Source organism: Achromobacter sp. DH1f, assembly GCF_000633435.1.
Classification (GTDB): domain Bacteria; phylum Pseudomonadota; class Gammaproteobacteria; order Burkholderiales; family Burkholderiaceae_B; genus Achromobacter; species Achromobacter deleyi.
Map to the genome: position 1 here is coordinate 1 of NZ_AYMF01000057.1, position 20,971 is coordinate 20,971.

Consider the following 20,971-nt stretch of genomic DNA (forward strand, 5'->3'; position numbering starts at 1 on the left):
CCCGCCCCGCCCCTCTGCTTGCTGCGCTGCCGGTCTACACCAGGCGCATCACGCGGCGCCAGAACAGCACCGCCACCGCCGCAAACACCGCCAGCCCCAGGAACGACGCCGTGCGGGCAAAGCCTTCGCCGGCAATCGCCAGCGGCGCATCCGTGCCCGCAGCGCCGATGATGGCGGCCATGACCACGCCCACCAGGCTTTCGCCCACGATCAGGCCCGAGGCAATCAGCACGCCGCGGCGGTTGGCCGCCTCGGCGAACTGCTCGTAGGGCTTGCCCGCGACCTGGGCACGGCGACGAAGCGCGCGTTCCAGCAGCCAGGCCAGCAGCGCGCCGGCCACGATGGGCGCGGCCACGGTGGGCGGTAAGTAGATACCGATACCCACCGCCAGCGCCGGAATGCGGGCCACCTTGCAGGTGCGCTTCAAGACTTCATCCACGGCAATCAACGCCACGCCCACCGCCATGCCGATCAGGATCATGGTCCAGTTCAATTGGTGCGTGAAGATGCCGCGCGCAATCGCCAGCATCAGCGTCGCCTGCGGCGCCGACAGCGCCTGGCCGGGGTCCATGCCTTCGCGCGGCATGGCATCGGCAAAGCCGTAGGCGTTGTAGAGCAGTTCCAGCACCGGCGAAATCACCGCCGCGCCCACCACGCAGCCAATCAGCAGCGCCACCTGTTGGCGCCAGGGCGTGGCACCCACCAGCCAGCCGGTCTTCAAGTCTTGCAGGTTGTCATTGGAAATCGACGCCACGGCCACCACGGCAGACGTACTGAAGATCGCCAGCGCGATCGCCATCTGCACGCCGTTCTGCACCGCCAGCAGCTCGCCGCCCAGGGCCAGCATCAGCAGCGACACCAGTACGATGGCCACGATGCCCACGCCCGAGATCGGGCTGGTCGACGAGCCCACCAGGCCCGCCATGTAGCCGCAGGCGGCCGCCACCAGGAAGCCGAACACGAAGGCGAACAGCACGGCATAGGCCACCAGCTTCCAGACCGCGGCGGCCGACAGCGGCGCCCCCGCCAGGAACACCTGGAAGGTGATGACCAATACCGCCACCAGCACCAATGTGACTACCGAGATCCAGCCCGCCGACAGGTCACGCTCGGTGCGCGGCGCCTGGCCGGCACGGGCCGCGCCCGCGCGGGTCAGCGCCGAGAACGACGCCTTGACGCCACGCGCCATCGGCATGAACAGCGTGGCCAGCGTCCAGATGGCGCCCACGCCGATCACCCCGGCGCCAATGAAGCGCACCTGCGAGGCCCACAGGCCGGTGGCGAATTTTTCCAGCGACATGTTGGCGGGAATGTCGGCCATGGCGGTCAGGATGGGCACCGCGATGCCCCACGAGATCACCAGTCCGGCCAGCATGGCCAGGCCAGCCACGATGCCGATCAGGTAGCCGGCCCCCAGCAGCGCCAGCGAGAAACCCATCGGCAGCCGGAACACGGCGCCACCCAGCGAAAACCAGCCGCTGACACCCTCGCCCAGCACCCGCAGGCCACTGGCAGCGAAGCTGACGGCCGCCGCCACCACGCCGCCGCTGACGATGTCGCCCATGCCGGTGGCCGCCGGCTTGGCCGGCGCACGTCCGGCTTCTTCCGCGGCGTCCTGGGCCCGTTCGGCGCTGCCGACCCGCAGGATCTCGGCCGCGGCCACGCCTTCGGGATACGGCAGGTCGCTCTGCACCACCATCACGTGGCGCAGCGGAATCGTGAACATCACGCCCAGCATGCCGCCTGCGGCGCAGATGCCCAGCGTCTGCCAGAACGGAAAGCCTTGCCAGTGGCCCATCATGACCAGGGCAGGCAGGATGAAAATGATGGAGGACAGCGTGCCGGCCGCCGAGGCCTGCGTCTGCACCATGTTGTTTTCCAGGATGTTGGCGTCCTTGAACAGACGCAGCACCGACATGGAAATCACCGCCGCCGGGATGGCCGACGAGAACGTCAGGCCGACCTTCAGGCCCAGGAACACGTTGGACGCGGTGAAGATGATGGTGATCAGCGCGCCCAGCAGCACGCCGCGGAACGTCAGTTCCGGTAGCGTGACGTCGGCCGGGACGCGGGTGGGTTGAGTCATTGAAGTCTCCCTTTACTGGCCGGGACGCCACCCGCCGAAAAGACGGGCGCACCCCGGCTATCAGGGCGTGTCCGCCCTGTTGGTTGCCGGTTTGTTTTTTCTGAAGCGCGAATTCTAGCGCTTCAACGTCCACCGGGTGGTCACCAGCCGTAAGCGGCATTCGGCAGCAGATCCTGCCGTCCACCGGAATTTCGACAACCGATTATGCTGAAAGCCAGGGTTTCTCCCCCAGGTTTTGATAACCCATGCCCCTGGGACAGGTCTAGCATGGACGCTACAAGGAGACAAAACCATCATGTGTGACGCCAGCCATTCGCCCGCCGGGCAAGACCTCCGGCAAGACGCCGACCCCGCCGAAACCGCCGAATGGCGTGAAGGCCTGCAGTCCCTGGTCGAGGCCTCGGGCGCCGACCGGGCGGGCTATGTGCTGGACAACCTGCTGGGCCACGCCGCCTCGCTGGGCCTACGCGCCAACAGCCAGACGCGCACCGCCTACCTGAACACCATTCCCGCCGACCAGGAACCGCCCTTTCCCGGCAACCTGGCGGTCGAAGAGCGTATCGCCCGCATCAACCGCTGGAACGCGCTGGCCATGGTGGTGCGCGCCAACCAGGCGCACGGCGAACTGGGCGGCCACATCGCCAGCTACGCCTCGGCAGCCGACCTGTTCGAGGTGGGCTTCAACCATTTCTTCCGGGCCTCGACGCCCGACGGCCCCGGTGACCTGGTCTACATGCAGCCGCACTCGGCCCCTGGCGTCTACGCCCGCGCCTACCTGGAAGGCTTCCTGAAGGAAGACGACCTGGCGCACTTTCGCCAGGAAATCACCGCCACCTCGCGCGGCCTGCGCGGCCTGTCGTCGTATCCGCACCCCTGGCTGATGCCGGACTTCTGGCAGTTCCCCACCGGGTCGATGGGCATCGGCCCCATCAACGCCATCTACCAGGCCCGCTTCATGCGCTACCTGGAGCACCGCTCGCTGGTGCCCGGCGGCGACCGCAAGGTCTGGGGCATCTTCGGCGACGGCGAAATGGACGAACCCGAATCCATCGCCGCCCTGACGCTGGCCGCCCGCGAAAAACTCGACAACCTGGTGTTCGTCGTCAACTGCAACCTGCAACGCCTGGACGGCCCGGTGCGCGGCAATGGCCGCATCATCGACGAACTGGAAACCCTGTACGCCGGCGCCGGCTGGAACGTCATCAAGCTGGTCTGGGGCAGCGACTGGGACGCCCTGTTGCGGCGCGACACCACGGGCGCCCTGGCGCGCGCCTTCGCCAACACGGTCGACGGCCAGTTCCAGACCTTTGCCGCCAACGACGGCGCCTTCAATCGCGCCCACTTCTTCAACCAGAATCCCGAGCTGGCGGCGCTGGTCGCCGACTGGTCCGACGAAGCCATCGACCGCCTGCACCGAGGCGGCCACGACATGGTCAAGATCCATGCCGCGTACCACCGCGCCTCGCGCCACCGCGGCCAGCCCACCGTGATCCTGGCGCAGACCAAGAAGGGCTTCGGCATGGGTGCCGCGGGCCAGGGCAAGATGACCACCCACCAGCAGAAGAAGCTGGACGACGAGGCGCTGCTGGCGTTCCGTGACCGCTTTGCCCTGCCGATCTCGGATGCCGACTGCCTGGCGCTCAAGTTCTACCGGCCGGCCGACGACAGCGCCGAAATGCGCCACCTGCAAGCCCGCCGCGACGCGCTGGGCGGCCACATTCCCCGCCGCAATACCGTGGCGCCGCGCCTGGCCCCGCCCGCGGTCGAGCAATGGGCGCGTTTCGCGCTGGCCGCCGACGGCAAGGAAATGTCGTCCACCATGGCCATCGTGCGCATGCTGACGGCGCTGCTCAAAGACCCCGAGATCGGCTCGCGCATCGTGCCCATCGTGGCCGACGAGGCCCGCACCTTCGGCATGGCCAACCTGTTTCGCCAGATCGGCATCTATTCGGCACAAGGCCAGTTGTACGAGCCCGAAGACATCGGCTCGGTGCTGTACTACCGCGAAGCGCGCGATGGCCAGATCCTGGAAGAAGGCATCACCGAGGCCGGCGCCATTTCGTCGTGGACGGCTGCGGGCACCAGCTATTCGGTGAACGGCCTGCCGATGCTGCCCTTCTATATCTATTACTCGATGTTCGGCTTCCAGCGCATCGGCGACCTGATCTGGGCAGCGGCCGATCAACGCACGCGCGGCTTTCTGGTCGGCGCCACCTCGGGCCGCACCACGCTGGGCGGCGAAGGCCTGCAGCACCAGGACGGCTCGAGCCACATCGTGGCGGCCACGGTGCCCAACTGCCGCGCCTACGATCCGGCTTACGCCTACGAAGTCGCCGTCATCGTCGAATACGGCATGCGCCGCATGCTGGACGAGCAGCGCGACGAATTCTTCTACCTGACCGTCACCAACGAAAACCTGGCGCAGCCCGACCTGCCGCAGGACGGCAACGCGGCAGAAGGCATCCTGCGCGGCATGTATCGCCTGCGGCCCGCTCGTAAACAGGCGCAGGTACGGCTGCTGGGCGCCGGCCCGATGCTGCGCGAAGCCGAAATGGCCGCCGACCGCCTGCGCGACGACTACGGCGTCGATGCCGAAGTCTGGAGCGTGACCAGCTTTTCCGAGCTGGCCCGCGACGGCCGCGAAGCCGAGCGCGCCCGCGTGCTGGGGCTGGAGGCAGCCGCGGAGGCGGACTGGGTGCGCACCTGCCTGGGCGACAGCAACGCCCCGGTGGTGGCCGCCAGCGACTACGTACGCGCCGTGCCGGAACAGATCCGCGCCTGGGTGCCCGCGCCCTATCGCACGCTGGGCACGGACGGGTTCGGGCGTAGCGACACGCGCGCCCAGTTGCGTGACTTCTTTGAAGTCAGCGCCGACTGGATCGTGTTGCACGCGCTGGACAGCCTGGGCCGCCAGGAGCAGGCCGCGACGTTGCGCAAGACCCTCAACGCGCAATCTCGGACCAATCCGCCCTGGGCGCAATAAACCCCTGAAAGGCAAAGGAAAAAAGCCCCGGCCGGGGTTTTTTTCTCATACGCCCGCACGCAGCGGCGGCGGCGCGGCTTGATCAAAATCGCGCGATCGCTGCGGTGCAGCAACCAATTGGCGCCGCTTTCTGTTGAAATACGGGTGTTCCCTAAGCATTTCCCAAAGAATACGGCGGGCCGAGAGCCCGCTTTTTGCTTTCCGTTTTCACCCTCCAAAGTTAGCGCCGAAAAGGCTGTATCCCATGGACGAAACCCTCACCAAAATGGCGTTGGATTACCACGCCTATCCCACCCCCGGCAAAATCTCGGTCACCCCGACCAAGCCCCTGGCCAACCAAGACGACCTGTCGCTGGCGTACTCGCCCGGCGTGGCGGCCGCCTGCATGGCCATCTTCGAACAGGGCGACGACGCCGCGTCCAAGTACACCTCGCGCGGCAACCTGGTGGGCGTGATCACCAACGGCACCGCCGTGCTCGGCCTGGGCAACATCGGCCCGCTGGCCGCCAAGCCCGTCATGGAAGGCAAGGGCTGCCTGTTCAAGAAGTTCGCCGGCATCGACGTGTTCGACATCGAACTGGCCGAGAACGATCCGGACAAGCTGGTCGACATCATCGCCGCGCTCGAGCCCACGCTGGGCGGCGTCAACCTCGAAGACATCAAGGCGCCCGAGTGCTTCTACATCGAGAAGAAGCTGCGCGAGCGCATGAAGATCCCCGTCTTCCACGACGACCAGCACGGCACCGCCATCATCTCGTCGGCGGCCATCCTGAACGGCCTGAAGGTCGTGAACAAGGACATCGGCTCGGTCAAGCTGGCGTGCTCGGGCGCGGGCGCTGCCGCCATCGCCTGCCTGGACCTGCTGGTGCACCTGGGCGTGAAACGCGAGAACATCTACGTGGTGGATTCGCGCGGCGTCATCTGGGAAGGCCGCGATGAAAACATGGAAGCCAACAAGAAGCGCTACGCGCAAAAGACCGACGCGCGCACGCTCGCCGACGTGGTCAACGGCGCCGACGTCTTCCTGGGCTGCTCCACCGCCGGCGTGCTCACCGCCGACATGGTCAAGACCATGGCCGACCGCCCGCTGATCCTGGCGCTGGCCAACCCGGAACCGGAAATCCGCCCGGAAGTCGCCAAGGCCGCGCGCCCCGACTGCATCATCGCCACCGGCCGTTCGGACTACCCGAACCAGGTCAACAACGTGCTGTGCTTCCCCTTCATCTTCCGCGGCGCCATGGATGCCGGCGCCTCGCGCATCACCGAAGAAATGAAGCTGGCGTGCGTGAAGGCCATCGCTGAACTGGCCCAGGCCGAGCAGAACGACGAAGTGGCCCGCGCCTACGCCGGCCAGGAACTCGCGTTCGGCCCGGACTACATCATCCCCAAGCCGTTCGACCCGCGCCTGATCGTCCAGATCGCCCCGGCCGTGGCCCAGGCCGCCGCCGATTCCGGCGTGGCCGCCCGCCCCATCGAAGACATCGAAGCCTACCGCCAGAAGCTGATGGGCTTCGTGTACCACTCCGGCCAGCTGATGCGTCCGCTGTTCGCCCAGGCCAAGAAGGCGCCCAAGCGCGTCATCTACGCCGACGGCGAAGACGAACGCGTCCTGCGCGCCGTGCAGACGGTTGCCGATGAAAAGCTGGCATTCCCGATCCTGATCGGCCGCCCCGCCGTCATCGAGATGCGCATCAAGAAGTTCGGCCTGCGCCTGATCGCCGGCCAGCACTTCGAGATCGTCGATCCCGAAGACGACAGCCGCTTCAACGAAACCTGGAACGCGTACTACCAGCTCAAGGGCCGCGAAGGCGTCACGCCGGCCATCGCCAAGGCGATGATCCGCAAGCACAACACGCTGATCGGCGCGATGCTGCTGCGCCGTGGCGATGCCGACGCGCTCTTGTGCGGCGTGGCCAGCAAGTACGACAACCAGCTCAAGTACATCGACGAAATCATCGGCAAGAAGGAAGGCCAGACCTACGCCGCCCTGAACGTGCTGATGCTGCCCGACCAGACGCTGTTCATCACCGACACCCACGTCAACGAGAACCCGACGGCCGAAGAAGTCGCCAGCATCACCATCCAGGCTGCCGACGAAATGCTGCGTTTCGGCGTGGTGCCCAAGATCGCCCTGCTGTCGCACTCGAACTTCGGCAGCCGCGTCACGGAATCGTCGCGCAAGATGGCCACCGCCCGCCAGATCGTGCAAGACCGCGCGCCCGACCTCGAAGTCGACGGCGAAATGCACGCCGACGCCGCCCTGTCGGAAAAGATCCGCGTGCTGGCCTACCCGGACAGCACCCTGAAGGGTCCGGCCAACCTGCTGGTCATGCCCACGCTGGACACCGGCAACATCACGTACAACATGCTGAAGATGACCGGCAGCAATGGTGTCGCGATGGGCCCGATCCTGCTGGGCGCCGCCCGCCCGGTGCACATCCTGACGACCAGCGCCACCGTGCGCCGCATCGTCAACATGACGGCCCTGGCCGTGGTGGATGCGCAGCAGGAAGCCGCCGAGGCCGCCAAGAAGCGCCGTTGATCGCTCTCGCGCGATAAACGCATGGCAAGGGCGCCCCTCGGGGCGCCCTTTTTCATCTCAGGCAGAAATCCAGGATGGCCCCGGCCAAGGACGGATGGTAAAAATCGGGCTGATCCTTTTTCCTGGAGCCTTCCCATGCTGCTCGATGCCTTCCTGGCCTGGTTTCACTACCTGGCGATCTTCGTGCTGGTGGTGGTGCTGACCGCCGAAGCGGTGCTGCTGCGCCCCGACCTCACGCCCGCCGCGCTGAAACGCCTGGTGATCTACGACCGCCTGTATATGTTCAGTGCGATCGCCGTGCTGGCCACCGGCGTGCTGCGCCTGACCCTAGGCATCAAGGGCGCCGCCTTCTACATGGGCAATCCGTGGTTTCACGCCAAGATCACGCTGTTCGTCGTCATCGGCCTCTGTTCGGCCCCGCCCACGCTGGCCTTCCTGCGATGGGCAAAGCAGGCGCGGCAGCAGCCCGGCTTCGTGCCGACCGAGCCCGAGATCAAGCGCGCCCGCCGCTGGGTGATGATCGAATCGCACCTGTTCATCTTCCTGCCGCTGTTCGCCGTGCTGATGGCGCGCGGCATCGGCGCGTAACGCCGCGCCCGCCTCAGGGGCAGCGCGCGCGCGTCGGCCCCTGCGGCATGTCGTCGCCGACGATGATGGTCGCGAAGTGGTACACGCCCACGTCTTCGTTCTTGACCACGTCGATGACCTCGCCGCCCAGTGACTGCATGATCGACATGCCTTCCGGCACGTCGTCGTGCCCGGCACGCTTGGCCGCCTGGCCGTTCCAGGGACTGAGCAGCAGCACCCCGGGGTACGGTTCGCGGTCGTCGCCACGGCCACGGCGCACGGACCGGACCTGGGTGCCGGCGGCGTAGCTGACTGCCCCGAGCTGCGTGGCGCAGGCCAGTTCGGCATCGCTGACCCGCAACAGGCGCCGCGTATCGTCCAGGTAGAGCCTGGGATTGCTCAGCGGCAGGCCGAACACTTTGAGCGCCACCGGATCCTTGATTTCGATGCGCCAGCGGTCCGGATCGCGCGAACCGTCCGTGTAGACGGTGCCGTCCGAGCCGTAGGCGATGGAACCCGCGGCGATGTCCAGCGCGTCGGCCCGGTTGCCCGCGCCCAGCACGCACTGTTTCAATCCCTTCAGGGCGCCATCGCGCGCGACGTCGAGTTCGATATCCTGCGTGGCATCGCACTGCCAGCCCAGCAGCGCCTGGCTGCCGGCGCCGCGCAGAATGACCGTGCGGGGATAACGCCCGCGCAGGGCGTAGGTTTCCATGTCGTACTCGGTATCCAGATAGCGCCGGGCGCTGGACGCCTGCACGCCATACATGGCGATGGGCTGCGGGAATTCGGCCTCGACATAGGTCTCGAGCTGGCCTTCGTCCTGCATTTTCAGGCGCGTGCCGGCGGGCATCAGAATGCCCCCTACCGTGGTCGGCTGCGGCAAGGTGATATTGCGCGCCGCCTCGGCGCGATCGCTTTCGCGCCCCACCTGCCAGATCACGGCCTGCACCCAGGCGTAGAACGCGAACGGCACCAGCAGTACCAGAAACACAAGGCTGGACGTCTTCCAGTACTTGCGGACCGTGCGGCGCGCACCGGCACTGGTGGCCACGACCAACAGCCAGCCCAGCAGCACGAGGCCGGCCAGGAAGCCGCAGGAAAGCAGGATGTAGAAGCCGGCGGAAGGCAGTGCTATCGGAATCATGGCGGCAATGATATCGCCAAAACCGTGCCCCTATGCTGCGGGCGCCGCGTGCCACCCGGCCCGGCCGGACGCGGGCAACAAAAAACCGCCCGAAGGCGGTTTCTTGTTCATGCCGGGCAGCGTATCAACGCTTGTCCATCGGGGGCACGTCGCGCGTGACCGAACCGGTGAACAGCTGACGCGGACGGCCGATCTTGTAATCGGGATCCGACAGCATTTCGTTCCACTGGGCGATCCAGCCCACCGTGCGGGCCAGCGCGAAGATGGCCGTGAACAGCGAGGTCGGGATGCCGATGGCGCGTTGGACGATACCCGAGTAGAAGTCCACGTTCGGGTACAGCTTGCGCTGCACGAAGTACGGATCGGACAGGGCGATGCGTTCCAGTTCCATGGCCAGCTTGAACAGCGGGTCGTTTTCCAGGCCCAGGGCCGAGAGCACTTCCTTGCAGGTTTCCTGCATCAGCTTGGCGCGCGGGTCGTAGTTCTTGTAGACGCGGTGGCCAAAGCCCATCAGGCGCACGCCCGAGTTCTTGTCCTTGACCTTCTCCATGAACTCGCCGACCTTGGCGATGCCGCCGTTGGCTTGCAGTTCTTCGAGCATCTGCAGGCACGCTTCGTTGGCGCCGCCGTGGGCCGGGCCCCACAGGCAAGCGACGCCGGCCGAGATGGCTGCGAACGGGTTGGTGCCCGACGAACCGCACAGGCGCACGGTCGAGGTCGAGGCGTTTTGCTCGTGGTCGGCGTGCAGGATGAAGATGCGGTCGAGCGCGCGCTCGACGACTTCGTTCACCTTGTAGTCTTCGCACGGCGTGGCGAACATCATGCGCAGGAAGTTGCCCGTGTAGGACAGGTCGTTCTGCGGGTAGATGAACGGTTGGCCTTGCGAGTACTTGTATGCCATCGCGACCAGCGTCGGCATCTTGGCGATCAGGCGGATAGCCGAGATGTGGCGATGCTGCGGGTTCGTGATGTCGGTCGAGTCGTGGTAGAACGCGGACAGCGCGCCCACCAGGCCCGTCAGGACGGCCATCGGGTGGGCGTCGCGGCGGAAACCACGCAGGAAGAAGTGCAGCTGCTCGTTGACCATCGTGTGATGGGTCACTTGCGAATCGAAGTCGGCCTTCTGTTCCTGATTGGGCAGTTCGCCGTTCAGGATCAGGTAGCAGATGTCCATGAAGTCGCAATTGACGGCCAATTGCTCGATGGGGAAGCCGCGGTACAGCAGCTCGCCCTTGTCGCCGTCGATGTACGTGATGCCCGATTCGCAGGCGGCCGTCGACATGAAGCCGGGGTCAAACGTAAACATGCCCGTCTGGCCGTACAGCTTGCGGATGTCGATCACATCCGGACCGACCGTGCCCTTGTAGACAGGGAACTCAATGGGTGCGCTGCCATCCGAGAAGGATAGAGTGGCTTTTTTGTCAGACAGGTTCATGTTTATTCCTCTCAATTAATCACAGTGCGCGCATCTGGCCAATAATGCCCCGAAGCCTGGGGGTGTCCAGGTCGCCTTCGAGTTCCTTGCGGGCCAGCAGCAGGTCGAGAAGGTCGTTGTCTCCCATCTCGAACAGCTGGGTCAATGCCGCCACATCATCGTCGGTAAGTTCGGCCTCGTAAGCGTCCAGATACCGGGTAATGATCAAGTCGTTTTCGAGCAGGCCGCGGCGCGCCCGCCAACGCAGACGCGCCCGTTCCAGTTCAGTAAGCCTGCTCATCTTTACACCTTCAATACATTCACTACTAGACCGTACGACGGACCATCAGTTCCTTGATCTTGCCAATCGCCTTGGTCGGGTTCAGTCCCTTGGGACAGACGTCGACGCAGTTCATGATGGTGTGGCAACGGAACAGGCGGAACGGATCGTTCAGGTTGTCCAGGCGGTCGCCCGTGGCTTCGTCGCGGCTGTCAGCGATGAAGCGGTAGGCTTGCAGCAGGCCGGCCGGGCCGACGAACTTGTCGGGATTCCACCAGAACGACGGGCAGGAAGTGGAACAGCACGCGCACAGGATGCACTCGTACAGGCCGTCCAGTTCTTCACGGGCCTCGGGCGACTGCAGGCGCTCTTTTTCGGGCGGCGGCGTGTCGTTGATGAGGTACGGGCGAACCGAGTGGTACTGGTTGAAGAAGTGCGTCATGTCCACGATCAGGTCGCGGATCACGGGCAGGCCCGGCAGCGGGCGCAGCACGATGGGTTCCTTCAGTTCGCGAAGGTTCGTCGTGCAGGCCAGGCCGTTCTTGCCGTTGATGTTCATGGCGTCCGAACCGCACACGCCTTCACGGCACGAGCGGCGCAGCGCCAGGCTGTCATCGACGTCGTTCTTGATGCGCACCAGCGCATCAAGCAGCATCTTGTCGGTGGGCTGGAGTTCGACTTCCAGCTTCTGCATGTACGGGCGCTCGTCCTTGTCCGGATCGTAGCGGTAGATTTCGAACTTGACGATTCTCTTGGTGCTCATAGTAGGCTCTATCCGGACTTAGAAGGTACGCGCCTTGGGCGGGAAGGACTCGACCGTCAACGGCTTCATCTGCACGGGCTTGTAATCCAGGCGGCTGCCTTCGGAGTACCACAGCGTGTGCTTGAGCCAGTTTTCGTCGTCGCGGGTCGGGTGGTCGTCCAGCGCATGCGCGCCGCGGCTTTCCGTGCGGTTGGCGGCCGACTTGATCGTGGCGCGGGCCACTTCGGTCATGTTGGCCAGTTCCAGCGCTTCGACGCGCGCGGTGTTGAACACCTTGGACTTGTCCTTGAAGTAGATGTTGTCGGCTTGCTTGGCCAGGTCTTCGATCTGGGTCACGCCTTCGTTCAGCAGTTCCAGCGTGCGGAACACGCCGCAGTGGCGCTGCATCGAGAAGCGGATGGCGTTGCCGATGTCTTGCGTCTTTTCACCCGAGGTGCGTGCTTCCAGCTTGTTCACGCGGTCCAGCGAGAATTCGACGGCTTGCTGCGGCACGTCCTGGTGGGCGTGCTGGCGCTCCGGGTGCGAATTGACGATGTGGTTGCCGGTGGCGCGACCGAACACGATCAGGTCCAGCAACGAGTTCGTGCCCAGGCGGTTGGCGCCGTGCACCGACACCGCGGCGCATTCGCCGATGGCGTACAGGCCGTTGATGACCTTGTTCTCGCCGTTTTCACGCGAGAGCACCTGGCCGTGGTAGTTGGCCGGGATGCCGCCCATCTGGTAGTGGATGGTCGGAACGACGGGGATCGGTTCCTTGATCGGGTCGACGTTGCCGAACTTGATGGCGATTTCGCGGATCGAGGGCAGGCGCTTGTTGATGACGTCGGCGCCCAGGTGGTCGAGCTTGAGCACGACGTAGCTGCCGTCCGGACCGCAACCGCGGCCTTCCTTGATTTCCTGGTCCATCGAGCGGGACACGAAGTCACGCGGGGCCAGATCCTTCAGCGTGGGCGCATAGCGCTCCATGAAGCGTTCGCCATCCTTGTTCAGCAGGATGCCGCCTTCGCCACGCACGCCTTCGGTGATCAGCACGCCGGCGCCGGCCACGCCGGTCGGGTGGAATTGCCAGAATTCCATGTCCTGCAGCGGAATGCCCGCGCGGGCAGCCATGCCCAGGCCGTCACCGGTGTTGATGAAGGCGTTGGTGGAAGCGGCCCAGATACGGCCCGCGCCGCCGGTGGCCAGCACCGTGGTCTTGGCTTCCAGGATGTAGATTTCGCCCGTTTCCATTTCGAGGGCGGTCACGCCCACGACGTCGCCGGCTTCGTTGCGCAGCAGGTCCAGCGCCATCCATTCGACGAAGAACTGGGTGCGCGCAGCGACGTTGCGCTGGTACAGGGTGTGCAGCAGCGCGTGGCCGGTGCGGTCCGCGGCGGCACAGGCGCGCTGGACCGGCTTTTCACCGAAGTTGGCGGTGTGGCCGCCGAACGGACGCTGGTAGATGGTGCCGTCGGGGTTGCGGTCGAAGGGCATGCCGAAGTGCTCGAGCTCGTACACGGCATTCGGGGCTTCGCGGCACATGAATTCGATGGCGTCCTGGTCGCCCAGCCAATCCGACCCCTTGACGGTGTCGTACATGTGCCAGTACCAGTTGTCTTCGCTCATGTTGCCCAGCGAGGCGCTCACGCCGCCCTGCGCGGCAACGGTGTGCGAGCGGGTGGGGAACACTTTGGACAGCACGGCAACCGACAGGCCCGCTTGGGACAGTTGCAGCGAACAACGCATGCCGGCTCCACCGGCGCCAACGACCACCACATCAAACTGGCGACGCGGCAAGGATTTCAGGACAGAGACCACGGCTTAGATGCTCCAGAGGATTTGCGCAAAGTAAATGACCGTACCGATCAACCAGAGGATCGTCAGCACTTGCAGCAGCAGGCGCAGGCCCACCGGCTTGACGTAGTCCATCCAGATGTCGCGCACACCGATCCAGGCGTGCCAGGCCAACGCAAAGAAGGCAAGGGAGGCCAGGATCTGGCCAACCGGAATGAAGCCCACGTAGAAATTGAACAGCTTGACCCAGTGTTCGTACGTGAAGGCAGGCATCGTCAGGATGCCGATGAGCAGTACCAGCGTATACACGGCCATGATGACGGCGGTGATGCGCTGGATGATGAAGTCCATGACGCCATAGTGGGCGCCGACGACCAGGCGCTTGGGCCCGTAGTTTTTAGCGGCGGCCATTTACAGCACTCCGAACAGTTTGAGACCGAACACCAGCGTCAGCGCCAGGCTGACACCGAAGACCACGCCGGCGCTTTTCTTGGCCGACAGCTTGTCGATACCGATGTGCAGGTCGAGCAGCAGGTAGCGAATGCCGGCACAGAAGTGGTGCAGGTAGCCCCAGATCAGGACCAGGAAGACAAGCTTGACGATCGGGTTGGCCGCGAACGAGGCGATCCAGGCGAACGATTGCGGTGCGGCCACGCTCGCTGCGAACAGCGGCACGATGACCAAGGGCAAACAGAGGAACAGCAAAATGCCGCTGATGCGGTGCAGGATGGACAGCTTGCCGGCCAGGGGCAGGCGATAGGAGAACGCAACTTGGGCAAGCCCAATATTGCGAAACTGCGGACGTGGCTTGGCAGCGGTGTCGGACATGACGGCCTCGGTGTTTCGGAACTAGGGAATCGTGACGGCGCTAATGCCGTGGCCCTTGCGGGCAAACACGGTATTTTCGCCCAGAGATTGGGTTGGTATCAAATCGTAGGTAAAAAGCTCATCAATTCAGACTATTGCGGTAGTGGTATCGATCGGTCAAGTACAAGCCCCGCCGAATTTCCATGGGGCGGTCACCATACGTGTACGACACGCGATCCACCTGCAACAACGGCGTGCCGGCGGCAACATTAAGCAGCGTACAGACTTCGGCCGGCGCGGCGACCGCGCGCAGCTTTTCGTCCGCGCGCACCATGCTGACGCCGAATTCGGATTCAAACAGGCCATAGAGCGGCGCCTTGTTGGCGGTCAGCAGCTCGAGGGTGAGGCCGCGGAAGATGGATCCCGGCAACCAGATGTCGTCCAGCACGGTGGGTGTCTGCCCCATGGACAGAAGGCGGCGGATGGACACCACGGTTTCACCGGCGCGCAGGTCGAGGGCGCGCGCGATCTCGGCGGGCGCCCTCAGGCGGCGGCATTCGAGGATTCGGCTTTCGGCGCGGCCGGGCTCGCCTTCTTCGTCGGCAGCCAGGCGCAGGAACCGGTAGCGCACGCGGGCTTCATGATGGGTGGCAACGAAGGTGCCCTTGCCCTGGCGGCGCAGCAGCAGATGTTCGGCGGCCAACTCGTCGACCGCCTTGCGCACCGTGCCCTGGCTGACCTGGAAACGGGCAGCCAGATCGATTTCGCTGGGGATGAGTTCGCCGGGCTTCCATTCGCCGCGGTCCAGGCTCTGGACGAGCAGATCCTTGATCTGGCGATACAGCGGACTGAAAGCGGCTCCCTCGCCCGTTGGACGGGCGGCGCGTGGGCGTAAGGAGGTTTCGGGCCGGGGGTCTGCCATGGATCGTCTTGGTCGTGTCATGTTCATCCGGAGAATGGGAACGCAGCGCAAAGGATTGCGGTTCCATCCACAATGCGCTGCTGCGGTGCCGGTGTTCTGGCCTGATACAGGCGCGCAGCCGGCGGTGCTGCGGCGCATTCGAACAAACGCTCTATTGTGGCATATCGGGCGCGGCGCTGTCCAACGTCTTATGTCTTATATAAGATATAAGATCAATTGACGCACACGTAAATTCGATCTAGGATTCCTGGCTGTCCGGCGACGCGCCCGCCCTGGGGTGTAACCACCTGTCCAGGCGCCCTGCATGCGCTGTCTTTGCCGCTCAACGGATTACACTGATTGGTGAGATTTTTTCTCGCCACACCATTACGGAGAACGTCCATGTCTAAGCCTGCCTTGCGTGTCGCCGTCACCGGCGCCGCCGGCCAAATCGGTTACGCACTGCTGTTCCGCATCGCCTCGGGCGAAATGCTGGGCAAAGATCAGCCCGTCATTCTGCAGCTGCTTGAAATTCCTGACGAAAAAGCGCAAAAGGCCCTGAAGGGCGTCATCATGGAACTGGATGACTGCGCCTTCCCGCTGCTGCAGGAAGTCACCGCCCACAGCGACCCCCGCACCGCCTTCAAGGATGCGGACGTGGCCCTGCTGGTCGGCGCCCGCCCGCGCGGCCCCGGCATGGAACGCAAGGACCTGCTGTCGGTCAACGCCCAGATCTTCACGGCGCAGGGCAAGGCCCTGAACGACGTCGCCAGCCGCAACGTCAAGGTCCTGGTGGTCGGCAACCCGGCCAACACCAACGCCTACATCGCCATGAAGTCGGCGCCGGACCTGCCCGCCAAGAACTTCACCGCCATGCTGCGCCTGGACCACAACCGCGCCCTGTCGCAGCTGTCGGCCAAGTCGGGCAAGCCGGTCGCCGCGATCGAGAAGCTGGTCGTCTGGGGCAACCACTCGCCCACCATGTACCCCGACTTCCGCTTCGCCACCGTCGACGGCCAATCGCTGACCAAGCTGATCAACGACGACGCCTGGAACCGCGACACCTTCATCCCCACCGTGGGCAAGCGCGGCGCCGCCATCATCGAAGCCCGCGGCCTGTCCTCGGCCGCTTCGGCCGCCAACGCCGCCATCGACCACGTCCGTGACTGGGTCCTGGGCAGCAACGGCAAGTGGGTCACGATGGGCATCCCGTCGGACGGCTCCTACGGCATCCCCGAAGGCATCATCTACGGCGTGCCGGTCACGACCGAAAACGGCGAATACAAGCGTGTCGAAGGCCTGGAAATCGACGCCTTCTCGCGCGAGCGCCTGGACTTCACGCTGAAAGAGCTGCTCGAAGAGCGCGACGGCGTCAAGGACCTGCTGAAGTAAGCAGCGCTTGAGTCAAGGATTGGGCCCGTTCATGCGGGCCCAATCCTTAAGCAGGACTGCTTTTGCAAGACCGAGACATACACGTGTCCCTTTGCCCCGCCGCCGGCGATTGTCGCGAAGGGGACAGATTTATGTTCCGGACCCGCGCTAAGGTCGTGGGCTAACCGCAAGAAAGAACGGAGACCTCCATGTCCAGACCCGAATCCGCCGGCGCCCTGTTCCGCCGCGCTCTCGCCGAAGAAAGCCCGCTGCAGATCATCGGCGCCATCAACGCCAACCACGCGCTGTTGGCCAAGCGCGCCGGCTACCGCGCGATCTACCTGTCCGGCGGCGGCGTGGCCGCGGGTTCGCTTGGCCTGCCCGACCTGGGCATCAACACCATGGACGACGTCCTGACCGACGTGCGCCGCATCACCGACGTGTGCGACGTGCCGCTGGTGGTCGACATCGACACCGGTTTCGGTCCGTCGGCCTTCAACATCGCCCGCACCGTCAAGAGCCTGATCAAGTTCGGCGCCGCCGCCTGCCACATCGAAGACCAGGTCGGCGCCAAGCGCTGCGGCCATCGTCCCGGCAAGGAAATCGTCAGCACCGAAGAAATGGCCGACCGCGTCAAGGCGGCCGCCGACGCCCGCACCGACAGCGACTTCTACCTGATCGCCCGCACCGACGCCATCGCCTCGCACGGCGTGGACGCCGCCATCGAGCGCGCGCTGGCCTGCGTCGAAGCCGGCGCCGACGCCATCTTCGCCGAAGCCGCCTACGACCTGCCCACCTACGACCGCTTCGTCAAGGCCGTCAAGGTGCCGGTGCTGGCCAACATCACCGAATTCGGCAAGACGCCGCTGTTCTCGGTCGAAGAGCTCAAGAGCGTGGGCGTGGGCATGGTGCTCTACCCGCTGTCGGCCTTCCGCGCCATGAACAAGGCCGCCGAAGCCGTCTACACCGCGATCCGCCGCGACGGCCACCAGAAAAACGTGGTCGACCTGATGCAGACGCGCGAAGAACTGTACGACCGCATCGGCTATCACGAGTTCGAATCCAAACTGGATGCCCTCTTCCAGAAGGGCAAGGCGTAATCCGCGCCACCCGGCAACCGCATCCGGCGCCGCAACATCCTTGCGGCGCCCCGCTACCTCCCATTGCATCGACCACCGCGAAAGGAAAGGAGTAGACACATGAGCACGGCTCCCAAGAAGCAAGCAGCCAAGCAGGACGCAGCCAAGCCGGACGCCAAGCCGCAGGCCGCGCCGGAAGAAAAGGCCGGCTTCAAGCCCAAGAAATCGGTTGCGCTGTCCGGCGTCGTCGCCGGCAACACTGCGCTGTGTACGGTTGGCCGCAGCGGCAACGATCTGCACTACCGCGGCTACGACATCCTGGATATCGCGCACACCAGCGAATTCGAAGAAATCGCCCACCTGCTGGTGCACGGCAAGCTGCCCAACAAAGCCGAACTGAAGGCCTACAAGGAAAAGCTGCGCAGCCTGCGCGGCCTGCCCGTCACGCTGCAGGACGCGCTGGAAGCGCTGCCGGCCGCCAGCCACCCGATGGACGTCATGCGCACGGCCGTCTCGGTGCTGGGCTGCGTGCTGCCTGAGAAAGACGACCACAACACCCCGGGCGCGCGCGACATCGCCGACCGCCTGATGGCCAACCTGGGCTCGGCCCTGCTGTACTGGTACCACTACAGCCACAACGGCCGCGTCATCGACGTGCAGACCGACGACGACAGCATCGGCGGCCACTTCCTGCACCTCTTGCACGGCGAAAAGCCCAGCGAAGACTGGGTCAAGGCGATGCACATCTCGCTGAACCTGTACGCCGAGCATGAATTCAACGCGTCCACGTTCACCGCCCGCGTCATCGCCGGCACCGGCTCGGACATGTACTCGTCCATCACCGGCGCCATCGGCGCGCTGCGCGGCCCCAAGCACGGCGGCGCCAACGAAGTCGCGTTCGACGTGCAAAAGCGCTACGAGACCCCCGACGAAGCCGAGGCCGACATCCGTCGCCGCGTCGAAGCCAAGGAAGTCATCATCGGCTTCGGCCACCCGGTCTACACCGTGTCCGACCCGCGCAACAAGGTCATCAAGGAAGTCGCCAAGAAGCTCTCCAAGAAGGCCGGCAGCACCAAGATGTTCGACATCGCCGAACGCCTTGAGACGGTCATGTGGGACATCAAGAAGATGTTCCCCAACCTGGACTGGTTCTCGGCCGTCAGCTACCACATGATGGGCGTGCCCACCGCCATGTTCACCCCGCTGTTCGTGATTGCACGCACCGCGGGCTGGTCGGCCCACATCATCGAGCAGCGCATCGACAACAAGATCATCCGCCCCACCGCCAACTACGTGGGTCCGGAAGACCAGAAGTTCGTGCCGCTCGACAAGCGCAAGTAATGACCATGGGCCTGCCGACGCATTTCCCCGCGCCGCGCAGGCCCCGGGCCGCCTGTACACACTCAGGAGAGGTACCGATATGTCTGCCCCGATCTCCAACGTCCGTCCCGCGCCCGACCAGGTCCTGGTCGACATCGCCGACTACGTTCTCAACTACGACATCCAGAGCGGCCTGGCTTACGAGACCGCCCGCAACTGCCTGATCGACACCCTGGGCTGCGGCCTGGAAGCGCTGGAATATCCCGCCTGCCGCAAACTGCTGGGTCCGGTCGTGCCGGGCACCGTCGTGCCCCACGGCGCCAAGGTCCCCGGCACCCAATTCCAGCTCGATCCCGTCCAGGCCGCCTTCAACATCGGCGCGATGATCCGCTGGCTGGACTTCAACGACACCTGGCTCGCCGCCGAATGGGGCCATCCGTCCGACAACCTGGGCGGCATCCTGGCCACCGCCGACTGGCTCTCGCGCACCGCCATCGCCGCCGGCAAGCCGCCCCTGACCATGCGCGACGTGCTCACCGGCATGATCAAGGCGCACGAGATCCAGGGCTGCATCGCGCTGGAAAACTCCTTCAACAAGGTCGGCCTGGACCACGTGGTGCTGGTCAAGGTCGCCTCGACCGCCGTCGTCGCCCAGATGCTGGGCCTGGACCGCGACGAAGTCATCAACGCCGTCTCGCTGGCCTGGGTAGACGGCCAGAGCCTGCGCACCTACCGCCACGCCCCCAACACCGGCAGCCGCAAAAGTTGGGCCGCCGGCGACGCCACCAGCCGCGCCGTGCGCCTGGCCCTCATCGCCCGCACCGGCGAAATGGGCTACCCGTCGGTGCTGAGCGCCAAGACCTGGGGCTTCTACGACGTGCTCTTCAAGGGCCAGCCCTTCAAGTTCCAGCGCCCTTACGGCAGCTACGTCATGGAAAACGTGCTGTTCAAGATCTCGTTCCCGGCCGAATTCCATTCCCAGACCGCCGTCGAATGCGCCATGCAGATCCACGAGCGCCTCAAGACCCTCGGCAAGACCACGGACGACATCGAAAAGATCACCATCCGCACCCACGAGGCGTGCATCCGCATCATCGACAAGAAAGGCCCCCTGAACAACCCCGCCGACCGCGACCACTGCATCCAGTACATGGTCGCCGTCCCCCTCCTGTTCGGCCGCCTGACCGCCGCCGACTACGAAGACGACATCGCCCGCGACCCGCGCATCGACCTCCTGCGCGACAAGATCACCTGCGTCGAAGACCCCGCCTACACCCGCGACTACCACGACCCCGACAAACGCTCCATCGCCAACGCCCTGACGGTCCACTTCACCGACGGCTCCACCCTGGACGAAGTCGTCTGCGAATACCCCATCGGCCACAAACGCCGCCGCACCGACGGCATCCCCCTGCTGGAAGCCAAGTTCAAGACCAACCTGGCCCGCATGTTCCCGGCCCGCCAACAAGCGAAAATCCTGGACGTGTCCCTGGATCAAGCCAAGCTGGAGGCGATGCCCGTAAACGAGTACGTCGACCTATACGTGATCTAACGGCAGGCGCCCCCCGCCACCCGAAAGAAATTCGTCCCCACACGCTGCGCGCCCCAAGCAACACCCCCCCACCCGCGCGCAGCGCCCCCCTCCCGACGCCCAGAAGCGCGTAAGCCCAAGAAGGCCGCCCGCGCGGCCGCTTGAGGCGGGCAACGCAAACCTCTCCCACCCCCAACCGGTGCAACAACGCCCCGATCCTCGAAACCCGTAGCCCCTCGGGGCGGCGGCTTGCGGAGCGGGCAACCTCGATGCGCCCGAGGGAATCTGAAGGAGCAGCCGAAGGCTGCGACGAAGATGACGAAGGGGCAGTCCGGAGCGAAGGCTCCGGACCGCAATCGTGGGCGCCCGCTCCGCAAGCCGCCGCCCCGAGGGGCGACCTACGAAGA

The 20,971-nt window shown here is 65.1% G+C and carries 16 protein-coding genes; 7 read left to right on the forward strand and 9 right to left on the reverse strand.

What is annotated here, in order from left to right; genetic code table 11:
- Positions 1 to 34 precede the first annotated feature (34 nt).
- On the reverse strand, positions 35 to 2,086 hold the full coding sequence (locus U858_RS0132615; RefSeq protein ID WP_025141288.1) for an OPT family oligopeptide transporter: 2,052 nt from the start codon (positions 2,084 to 2,086) through the stop codon (positions 35 to 37).
- Positions 2,087 to 2,381: 295 nt separating this feature from the next.
- On the opposite strand from U858_RS0132615, the gene mdeB reads away from it, so the two are divergent.
- From mdeB to U858_RS0132630, 3 genes are all read left to right on the forward strand, one after another.
- Complete coding sequence (gene mdeB, locus U858_RS0132620) at positions 2,382 to 5,069, forward strand: alpha-ketoglutarate dehydrogenase (protein ID WP_025141289.1); 2,688 nt, start codon at positions 2,382 to 2,384, stop codon at positions 5,067 to 5,069.
- A 244-nt stretch (positions 5,070 to 5,313) separates the two neighbouring features.
- The gene (locus tag U858_RS0132625) at positions 5,314 to 7,611 is read left to right on the forward strand and encodes an NADP-dependent malic enzyme (RefSeq protein ID WP_025141290.1); all 2,298 of its coding nucleotides are present in this window, start codon (positions 5,314 to 5,316) and stop codon (positions 7,609 to 7,611) included.
- Positions 7,612 to 7,746: 135 nt separating this feature from the next.
- Entirely contained in the window at positions 7,747 to 8,199 is a 453-nt protein-coding gene (locus U858_RS0132630; protein ID WP_025141291.1) for a DUF2214 family protein, read from the forward strand.
- Between the two features lie 13 nt (positions 8,200 to 8,212).
- On the opposite strand, the gene U858_RS0132635 is transcribed toward U858_RS0132630, so the two are convergent.
- From U858_RS0132635 to U858_RS0132670, 8 genes are all read right to left on the reverse strand, one after another.
- Complete coding sequence (locus U858_RS0132635) at positions 8,213 to 9,325, reverse strand: hypothetical protein (protein ID WP_025141292.1); 1,113 nt, start codon at positions 9,323 to 9,325, stop codon at positions 8,213 to 8,215.
- 124 nt (positions 9,326 to 9,449) lie between these two features.
- Positions 9,450 to 10,760, reverse strand: a complete 1,311-nt coding sequence (locus U858_RS0132640) for a citrate synthase (RefSeq protein WP_025141293.1) — start codon at positions 10,758 to 10,760, stop codon at positions 9,450 to 9,452.
- A 19-nt stretch (positions 10,761 to 10,779) separates the two neighbouring features.
- A complete protein-coding gene (locus tag U858_RS0132645; protein WP_006218128.1) occupies positions 10,780 to 11,040 on the reverse strand; it encodes a succinate dehydrogenase assembly factor 2 in 261 nt (86 codons plus the stop codon).
- A gap of 25 nt (positions 11,041 to 11,065) precedes the next feature.
- Positions 11,066 to 11,782 (reverse strand): succinate dehydrogenase iron-sulfur subunit, encoded by a 717-nt coding sequence (locus U858_RS0132650; protein ID WP_025141294.1) that lies wholly within the window; start codon positions 11,780 to 11,782, stop codon positions 11,066 to 11,068.
- An 18-nt stretch (positions 11,783 to 11,800) separates the two neighbouring features.
- Positions 11,801 to 13,579, reverse strand: coding sequence for a succinate dehydrogenase flavoprotein subunit (sdhA, locus tag U858_RS0132655; protein ID WP_025141295.1), 1,779 nt, complete (start codon positions 13,577 to 13,579; stop codon positions 11,801 to 11,803).
- A 3-nt stretch (positions 13,580 to 13,582) separates the two neighbouring features.
- Positions 13,583 to 13,966 (reverse strand): succinate dehydrogenase, hydrophobic membrane anchor protein, encoded by a 384-nt coding sequence (gene sdhD, locus U858_RS0132660; RefSeq protein ID WP_025141296.1) that lies wholly within the window; start codon positions 13,964 to 13,966, stop codon positions 13,583 to 13,585.
- Positions 13,967 to 14,383, reverse strand: coding sequence for a succinate dehydrogenase, cytochrome b556 subunit (gene sdhC, locus U858_RS0132665; protein WP_025141297.1), 417 nt, complete (start codon positions 14,381 to 14,383; stop codon positions 13,967 to 13,969).
- Positions 14,384 to 14,504: 121 nt separating this feature from the next.
- Complete coding sequence (locus U858_RS0132670; RefSeq protein WP_025141298.1) at positions 14,505 to 15,284, reverse strand: GntR family transcriptional regulator; 780 nt, start codon at positions 15,282 to 15,284, stop codon at positions 14,505 to 14,507.
- A 381-nt stretch (positions 15,285 to 15,665) separates the two neighbouring features.
- On the opposite strand from U858_RS0132670, the gene U858_RS0132675 reads away from it, so the two are divergent.
- The 4 genes from U858_RS0132675 (at position 15,666) to U858_RS0132690 (ending at position 20,585) form a co-directional block, all read left to right on the forward strand.
- On the forward strand, positions 15,666 to 16,655 hold the full coding sequence (locus U858_RS0132675; protein WP_025141299.1) for a malate dehydrogenase: 990 nt from the start codon (positions 15,666 to 15,668) through the stop codon (positions 16,653 to 16,655).
- 188 nt (positions 16,656 to 16,843) lie between these two features.
- Positions 16,844 to 17,734: a methylisocitrate lyase gene (gene prpB, locus U858_RS0132680; protein WP_025141300.1), complete on the forward strand. Its 891-nt coding sequence runs from the start codon at positions 16,844 to 16,846 to the stop codon at positions 17,732 to 17,734.
- Positions 17,735 to 17,833: 99 nt separating this feature from the next.
- Positions 17,834 to 19,054 carry a 2-methylcitrate synthase gene (gene prpC / locus U858_RS0132685; RefSeq protein WP_025141301.1) on the forward strand — a complete coding sequence of 407 codons (1,221 nt, stop codon included), beginning with the start codon at positions 17,834 to 17,836 and terminating at the stop codon, positions 19,052 to 19,054.
- A gap of 79 nt (positions 19,055 to 19,133) precedes the next feature.
- The gene (locus U858_RS0132690; protein WP_025141302.1) at positions 19,134 to 20,585 is read left to right on the forward strand and encodes a bifunctional 2-methylcitrate dehydratase/aconitate hydratase; all 1,452 of its coding nucleotides are present in this window, start codon (positions 19,134 to 19,136) and stop codon (positions 20,583 to 20,585) included.
- The last annotated feature ends 386 nt before the right edge of the window (positions 20,586 to 20,971 follow it).

Excerpts from the sequence above, each read along its gene's own strand:
- U858_RS0132630 (WP_025141291.1), top strand. The coding sequence starts at position 7,747 with ATGCTGCTCGATGCCTTCCTGGCCTGGTTTCACTACCTGGCGATCTTC.
- U858_RS0132650 (WP_025141294.1), bottom strand. The coding sequence starts at position 11,782 with ATGAGCACCAAGAGAATCGTCAAGTTCGAAATCTACCGCTACGATCCG.
- U858_RS0132615 (WP_025141288.1), bottom strand. The coding sequence starts at position 2,086 with ATGACTCAACCCACCCGCGTCCCGGCCGACGTCACGCTACCGGAACTG.
- U858_RS0132670 (WP_025141298.1), bottom strand. The coding sequence starts at position 15,284 with ATGGCAGACCCCCGGCCCGAAACCTCCTTACGCCCACGCGCCGCCCGT.
- sdhD (WP_025141296.1), bottom strand. The coding sequence starts at position 13,966 with ATGGCCGCCGCTAAAAACTACGGGCCCAAGCGCCTGGTCGTCGGCGCC.
- mdeB (WP_025141289.1), top strand. The coding sequence starts at position 2,382 with ATGTGTGACGCCAGCCATTCGCCCGCCGGGCAAGACCTCCGGCAAGAC.
- sdhC (WP_025141297.1), bottom strand. The coding sequence starts at position 14,383 with ATGTCCGACACCGCTGCCAAGCCACGTCCGCAGTTTCGCAATATTGGG.
- U858_RS0132635 (WP_025141292.1), bottom strand. The coding sequence starts at position 9,325 with ATGATTCCGATAGCACTGCCTTCCGCCGGCTTCTACATCCTGCTTTCC.
- prpB (WP_025141300.1), top strand. The coding sequence starts at position 16,844 with ATGTCCAGACCCGAATCCGCCGGCGCCCTGTTCCGCCGCGCTCTCGCC.
- U858_RS0132690 (WP_025141302.1), top strand. The coding sequence starts at position 19,134 with ATGTCTGCCCCGATCTCCAACGTCCGTCCCGCGCCCGACCAGGTCCTG.
- U858_RS0132645 (WP_006218128.1), bottom strand. The coding sequence starts at position 11,040 with ATGAGCAGGCTTACTGAACTGGAACGGGCGCGTCTGCGTTGGCGGGCG.
- prpC (WP_025141301.1), top strand. The coding sequence starts at position 17,834 with ATGAGCACGGCTCCCAAGAAGCAAGCAGCCAAGCAGGACGCAGCCAAG.
- U858_RS0132625 (WP_025141290.1), top strand. The coding sequence starts at position 5,314 with ATGGACGAAACCCTCACCAAAATGGCGTTGGATTACCACGCCTATCCC.
- U858_RS0132675 (WP_025141299.1), top strand. The coding sequence starts at position 15,666 with ATGTCTAAGCCTGCCTTGCGTGTCGCCGTCACCGGCGCCGCCGGCCAA.
- U858_RS0132640 (WP_025141293.1), bottom strand. The coding sequence starts at position 10,760 with ATGAACCTGTCTGACAAAAAAGCCACTCTATCCTTCTCGGATGGCAGC.